A 6,743-nucleotide genomic window follows, 5' to 3' on the forward strand; every position below is an offset into this window, starting at 1 on the left:
TATCTCTCCCGTTGTTATATCCCGTGAAGGTATTTAGTGTGCATGTCGATGCGGGATAATTTATTAAACAGGCGGTCCTGATACGTCATATCTCCCGGAGCACGGGTGACAGCGTCGGGGGGGGACGACAATCCATGCGAATAACCCTGAAATACATCTCCTGCGAGAGGACAGGCAGTGAATTGACCGAGGAGCCGTACATCCTCATGAACGATTCGGGAGGCGCCGAGAGGGTCTGGGGGCCGCATCACATGCGGGACGGCGAGACACTCGGCCTGAACGAAGTCTTTGATCTCGGGCCATCAGAGTATGTCGACATTCATCTCCGCGAATCCGATACCCCCCATCTTGGAAGGGGAAGAGCAGACGACGCCATCGGTTCGCTCCATATAACCGGCAGTCACCGGCGGGGTTCGTTCGCCGAACCTCTGCCGTTGACCCCGGACCTTGTTGGTCACCGGGTCCGGACCTATCGGATCTTCTACGACGTTACGAATGATGCGCACGACCAGCTCGACAGGTACTGCCTCAAGCTTGATTCCCTCATTTGTAACTGGACATCTGCAGAGATCGAGGAGGAGATCTGCATTAATGTGAACGGGCAGAGGGCCTGGGGGCCCGATAATTTCAAAAAGGGCCGGGTTCATTTCTTGAACGATCAATCCATCACCGTGACGGGTCCCGTCTGGATCCAGTTATGGGAACTGGACCCGGTGGGCAGAAACGATAATTACGGTACTTTCGTATTCGATGTCTACGATGACTTCCCCTTCGGGGCGGAATTACAGTACCCGTTCATGTATTACGCGGGAGGTCCGGGCTCATCAGCAAATTCTTATTCATACGTCCTTTTTTACCGCGTGTTCAACAGAGAACATTTGTATGGAAGACGATGCGGGGACGGTCTGTAGGTACCGGATCGCCTCTTAATTTTCATGGGTGACGGAGAAGACCCTGCAACAGGGATAGCCTCACCTACAGGGATATCTCCTGCAAGGCAAAAAATGGTCATTTCAGGGAAAGCCGGCCGCTGTGTCAATCCACGGTTTTGGCGGACTCGGGTGAATTAGTGCGGTCATCGGAGCAATTTCAGCGTTTTATCCCGGAGAAAATGAAGATACTCCGCAGAATGCAATAATTTCGCGATATTGATCCCTTCACCCGTCTGACCCCTCCACCCACCGGGAGAGGCTCCCCATCCGCTTGAACGCCTCCAGGACGGGGAGCCCGATGCCAGAGCGGTGGGCGTTTTGGAAGAACCTCCACCGGTCCCGCATCCTCGGTCCGCCGTTCTTCCCCTGGGCGAGCAGGTAGTCGAGCGTCTCCCGCTCCTTCTTCATCCACGAGAACCGGGCGAGCACGGTCCGTGTGTATGCCTCGGGGTCCTCCATCGAGTCTGCAAAGATCCTCGCGCATTCGAGCGAGTAGACGATGCCTTCACCGGTGAACGGCGACACGGTTCCGATCGACTCGCCGACGCCCATGGTCAGGCGGGAGGTTCCGTCCTCACGGAGGTCCCGGGAATAGAACGGCATCGCGTAGTAAGGGGAGGCAACCCGCACGACCCCCCTGCAGCCGCAGACCCGGGTGAAGGAGAACCGGTCCGCGGAGTCCCGGTAAAACCGGTCCATGAGGCTGTCGTGGCTGGCCAGCCCGATGCCGCCGATGCCGATGTGGTATTCGTCCCCGGCGAGAGGGAAGATCCAGAGATACCCGAGACCGGGGATCTGGTTCCCGTGGACCCCGGGTAAAAGCCGTTCTCCGTCGAGCGGTTGCACGATAACCCGGTGCTGGACGGTGGGGAGCGTCAGGTCGGACCTGCAGGGGGGGAGGAGTGCCCGGGCGATCCCGGTCGCATCCACCACCAGGTCGTACTCATCCGCCGCCTCCCGTGTCAGGTTCTGGCGATGCAGGCTGCTCCCCTCCGTGAGGTCCCGGATCAGCCCCGGTTTGTCGATGGTCCAGAGCGGCGTGGTCGCCACCAGGCCGTCGAAGTTCATGGAGGTCATCGGCTCGACGAGGTAGTCCGAAAGGTCGAGGCCGACGTCGGTGAGATAGGCCCCGATCCGCTCCGGGGCGCCCCACCCGCACGAGCGGTACCCGCACCGGGTGGCGTGGTCCATACCGTCGAAGACTTCGGGGGTGATCCCCTTCTGCGCCAGGAGCTGGGACAGGTAGCCCCCCGCGATTCCGCCCCCCGCGATGGCGATGCGTCTGTCACCGTTCATAGTATCCCCCCGAACACGACCAGGATGATACTGATTGCGATCGCATGCACCATCGATGCTCCGACCTGCTGCAACATTAGTTTGTTGGCCTTCTTTTCGAAATCGGGAAACATGGAATACATGGCACGGGTGCAGAGCTGGTCGATCCGTGCCCCGAGCACCGTGTTGACCCCTGCTATGATGGAGGTAACGAGGATAAGGGCGTAGGCGAGTTCGACACTGCCCAGGATCAGGGTCAGGGGGTAGAGCATGAAGATCGCGACGAGCAGCGTAATGATCCCGTAGATGGTCGAGTGCGGGAGGCCGGGATACTGCACCGAGGAGGTGCATTTTCCTCCCATGCGGTCTGAAGGAGCGTCCCTGCGCATCATCGACACCCCGAAGCATGTCACGGTGAGTCCGTGGAGCAGGGACAGGATGAAGGCCAGCAGGGAGAAGATCCCTGTCGCCGCATACACGAGGGTCACGGTCACTCCCACCACCAGCCAGGGAAAGATGTACCACTCGGTGAACGGCTTATGACCGAGCGCGATCCTTGGATGGTTATACCCGTAGTCGAAGAAGAAGCCGAGAACGAACAGCAACGGGATGTAGATTCGCTGAGTAGTGAGGTACGCGGCGATGATCACCACCAGGACGGTGATGACCGCGGACATCTTCCGATAATCGCTCACCGTTGCCCACCCGTTGAGCAAGGGCCGGTCCCGGCCGGTCTCCTCGCTCTTCTCCCGACGGTCGATCTCCTGGTCCATGATGTCGTTCCAGATGTGGGCATCGATGTGGACCAGGAACGCCCCCGCTATCGCGAGCACGAAGAGCCCCCACCGGGCCTCCGAGAACCCTGCCTCCCATAACGTCACCACGAATCCGAGCAGAACGGCGCAGCCGGTGAAGGGAAGCAGCCCCTCGATCCGAAGGATGTGCCGTAGCGTGCGGGGGTCCGTGCTATCCCCTCCCCGGCCCGGGCCGTGAGGGCCCGGCTCCGGACGTTCGCAGTACAGGTACGATATCCGGATGTCCGGGACATGGACGCCCCGTGGAATGGTCAAAGACCAAATCGTCATCCCGTGAAGAGGACCGGGTGCGGTATCCTGTCCCGGCCGGGAAGGATCCCCGCACGGCTGCCGTATACATGCCGCGGAATAAAAATCTGCAATATTCTCTCTTCCGGATGATGACACCTTCCGATTCGATACTGTTCCGGGCCGACGCGAGGGATTCCGTGGAGTGACGCTCGGCCAGCCGAAATGAGGCAGGTGCTCCTATCTGCGAAGAAATCAATAATGATTTCGGTGGGATGGGCCGGTCAGAAGTGCCGCTCCTTCCTGGTTGCCGGATCTTCCGCGAGGGTCGGGTGTACTGGTATTCCCGTAATCGGTCACGAATCGATATCGTATTCCTTCGCCTCTTTCTCCAGGAAGTAGGCGAGGATGACCCTGATCACGACCACTGCACCGAGGAGGGAGAGGTCCTCGACCGTGGGGTTGAGGACCGTGGTAAGAACGTCCCCGGCGATGAAGAATTCCAGCCCGAATATTATGAACCCCGTAAATTTTCTCTTGATCTTGCTTTTACTGGTCTGTTTCCGGTGGAGCCCGAAGAGGACGAGTTCAACAATCGCGAGCACGCCTCCGTAGATGACCAGTGCAGAACCGATGACGGTGAACGCGAGCGCGAACGCATTGATGATCTCGACGATGACCGGGAAGTCCATGCTCCTCTCTTTACCCCGGGGAACTATAAATCATGGCGGCGGATTGTTCGCGGCGAACCCCTGCATCCGGGAAAGGTCCTGTTTACCCTGGACACATAGGGCCGAATTATGCCAGGAACCCGGATATGTGCTCTTCATGTTCCGGGTAAGAGCGTTCCGGACTATCAAAGAGAAAGCATTAATTCGAATCACTGCAGGTGAAATGTTATGCTTGATAACTTCGTGGAGAAATTAAAAGGGTTTCTCTTAAAACCGGTGGAGACCTTCCAGATGTCCAGGGAGGATTCCCTGGGAACGACGTTTGCGTACTACATCGTCCTCGCCATCATCAGCGCGATTCTCGTAACAATCGTCTATACCGCAGTGGCGAGCCTGAGCCCCCTCGCATCGCTGCCCGGGTTCGCAGGGCTGTTTCCCCTGTTCATATTCGTATTCCTGATAGTCGCATATATTATCGGCCCCTTCATCGGCGGTGCGTGGGTGCACATTTTCGTCTGGCTCTTCGGAGGGAGGAAAGGCTATATCCAGACTGTCAAGGCAATGATGTACGCGGCAACTCCCAGCTTCCTTCTTTCCTGGATCCCGCTTGTAAGCATCATCGGTTCAATCTGGACTCTCATCCTCGAGATCATCGGTATCCGCGAACTCCATGAGATCTCGACCGGCAGGGCCGTCGCAGCAGTGATAATTCCGATCGTAATAATCGTCATAATTATCGCGCTTATCGTGGCGGCATTCGTGATTGCAGCGGTCTCCACGATGACGATGAGCCCGGTACCTTACTAATTTTTTCGAGCCGGCGACGCAGCCGGAAAAATCCCCCCCCATTCTTACTGCAGTCTTGACACCAGTCCGGCACCATTTTCGAAAGGAAGGAAACGACACCCCTTCAGGTCCGGATCTCCATATGCCCGCGCAGAGAATCCAGCGTTTCTTTCTCTAGGATCAGCGAAAGGTCGGGCTGGATGAAATAGATGATGAAATAGCCGAAGATCGAGGCGGATCCGGTCTTGTACATCTTCGCTTCGATGAGGCGGGTAGCGATCTCCCGGTAATCCTCACACGTATACGGGTCACCCTCCCTGCCGGCCAGGCCGGCAGGGCCGTGATCAAGGGCGGGCAGCACCTCGGTGGTGATGTAACGGGAGATCCCCCTGTTTATCCGTACAATAAGCCCCCGGCTGAAAATTCCGTGCATGAAGCGGACTATGACGTACTGGACGAGAATTACGAGGATAAGACGGCCGAAATCTTTGAGCAGGTCCAGTCTTCCTTCATTCATAATCTCCCAGACGGTGATCCCGGGGAACAGGAAGGTCAGGAAGGCGCTCATGGTAAGAATAAAGCCCAGGACACCGGTGGCGGCGACGAGGAGAAAGACCCGGTACCCTCGCTGGTGGAAGTGCTTCCGCATCGATCTCACGCGTTCGAGGAATACGTCGCTGTACGGCTTCAGGTACAGGATCGAAAGGTAGTATATGACGATTACCACGGACTGGCCGACAATGATCAGGATTATGCGGAAGGGGTGAATCTCGAAGACCAGCAAAAGCAAGGCCGTGACAAGGTCGCTGACACAGAGCAGGATAATGGGGACTGCGAGAGGCTGGCTGTTGATGAAGAACGCATTCCAGAGGACGAAGACGAAATTGTCCCGGTGGCGTATGATCCCGACCCGCCTCAGCATCCGTACATACTCGCGGACCGTCGTCCCGGAACCCGCCGTCGCGAGCCTGATTGCCGAGGGGAGGACGATGGTGAGAGGATAGAACATGATGGTGAACAGCGAGGCCGCGATCCAGAGAAAAGGATAACCGGGGAATACGAGTGCAAAGAAGAGGATACCCGCAAGCGCCGCGATGAATATTCCCTTATCGACCGGACCCGGCCGGGTTTGCACGAGGCGCTCTTCCCACGCCTGTTCCCGGGCGAGTATATCACCGGCGAACCGGGCGAGAAATTCTTCCTTATTGTCCTCTTTGCAGACGTCCATTGTTGGTAGCACTGTATCGGCGAGGATACGATATAAGAGATTAACACTGTAATGCCGGGGCAACTCCGGAACAAAGAAGGAGGAACTCATGCGAGAAGGAATTTTGATGGAGATACAAGGATTAAAATGTGAAAGAATCGAATATTCCCCTGATATGCTGCCGGAACCGGCTTTGCCCGGGTCGGAGAGTACATCAGCAAAGAGGGTAATATGAGGTTTCTCTTATTCATCCTGTTCGTCATCTCGATCAGCGGCGCGTGCATAATGCCCGGTGCCGCATCACCTCCTGAGCTACCGCCACTCACCCTGCTCCCTGGATTTTCGTTTTCACCTGTACCATCAACCCCGACTGGTGAATCCGGGGTTATTGCAGCGGGGCTCATCGTAATGTCAATCCCGTCCGGCGCAGACGTGTACGTGGACGGGGCAATGCTCGGGAGAACTCCCTGCACTCTGCCCGGACTTCCTGCAGGAATTCACCTTGTCACAATCAGGATGGACGGTTATCGGGACTGGACCCGGGCGGTCCATATCCGGTACCGGCATACCGTAAACCTCAACGCAACCCTGCTCTCATCCGACCCAATCCCCTGCCGGACAATTGTTCCCAGACCGACGCTGCCACATCCGTCGATCACACCCGTAGGAACTCCGATTCCTGTACCGACAATACCGACACTGATCCATCCGTCGATCACCCCCGTAGGAACTCCGATTCATGTACCGACAATACCGACACTGATCCATCGGTCGATCACCCCTTTGGGAACTCCGATTCATGTACCGACAATACCGACACTGATCCATC

Annotated in this window: 8 protein-coding genes; 3 read left to right on the forward strand and 5 right to left on the reverse strand. The window is 57.2% G+C overall.

What is annotated here, in order from left to right; all coding sequences use genetic code 11:
• Window positions 1-134: 134 nt before the first annotated feature.
• A complete protein-coding gene (locus J2741_RS12790; RefSeq protein ID WP_209676333.1) occupies window positions 135-911 on the forward strand; it encodes a hypothetical protein in 777 nt (258 codons plus the stop codon).
• A 246-nt stretch (window positions 912-1,157) separates the two neighbouring features.
• Here J2741_RS12790 and J2741_RS12795 read toward each other — a convergent pair whose 3' ends face one another.
• The 3 genes from J2741_RS12795 to J2741_RS12805 form a co-directional block, all read right to left on the reverse strand.
• A complete protein-coding gene (locus tag J2741_RS12795; protein ID WP_209676336.1) occupies window positions 1,158-2,228 on the reverse strand; it encodes an NAD(P)/FAD-dependent oxidoreductase in 1,071 nt (356 codons plus the stop codon).
• Entirely contained in the window at window positions 2,225-3,277 is a 1,053-nt protein-coding gene (locus J2741_RS12800; RefSeq protein WP_209676338.1) for a prenyltransferase, read from the reverse strand. The genes J2741_RS12795 and J2741_RS12800 overlap by 4 nt, the downstream gene beginning before the upstream one ends.
• Before the next feature lie 329 nt (window positions 3,278-3,606).
• Window positions 3,607-3,942 carry a DUF1622 domain-containing protein gene (locus tag J2741_RS12805; protein WP_209676341.1) on the reverse strand — a complete coding sequence of 112 codons (336 nt, stop codon included), beginning with the start codon at window positions 3,940-3,942 and terminating at the stop codon, window positions 3,607-3,609.
• Window positions 3,943-4,149: 207 nt separating this feature from the next.
• Here J2741_RS12805 and J2741_RS12810 point away from each other — a divergent pair, with 207 nt between their 5' ends.
• On the forward strand, window positions 4,150-4,728 hold the full coding sequence (locus tag J2741_RS12810; protein WP_209676344.1) for a YIP1 family protein: 579 nt from the start codon (window positions 4,150-4,152) through the stop codon (window positions 4,726-4,728).
• 103 nt (window positions 4,729-4,831) lie between these two features.
• Here the strand turns inward: J2741_RS12810 and J2741_RS12815 are convergent, their stop codons facing one another.
• Together J2741_RS12815 and J2741_RS12820 are read right to left on the reverse strand one after the other, a co-directional pair.
• A complete protein-coding gene (locus tag J2741_RS12815) occupies window positions 4,832-5,935 on the reverse strand; it encodes a hypothetical protein (protein ID WP_209676347.1) in 1,104 nt (367 codons plus the stop codon).
• An 86-nt stretch (window positions 5,936-6,021) separates the two neighbouring features.
• Window positions 6,022-6,318: a hypothetical protein gene (locus tag J2741_RS12820; protein ID WP_209676350.1), complete on the reverse strand. Its 297-nt coding sequence runs from the start codon at window positions 6,316-6,318 to the stop codon at window positions 6,022-6,024.
• 4 nt (window positions 6,319-6,322) lie between these two features.
• Between J2741_RS12820 and J2741_RS12825 the strand changes: the two genes are divergently transcribed.
• The coding region (locus J2741_RS12825) for a PEGA domain-containing protein (protein ID WP_209676354.1) at window positions 6,323-6,743 on the forward strand (421 nt) is incomplete at its 3' end.

This window comes from Methanolinea mesophila, assembly GCF_017873855.1.
In the GTDB taxonomy this organism is placed as follows: Archaea; Halobacteriota; Methanomicrobia; order Methanomicrobiales; family Methanospirillaceae; genus Methanolinea_B; species Methanolinea_B mesophila.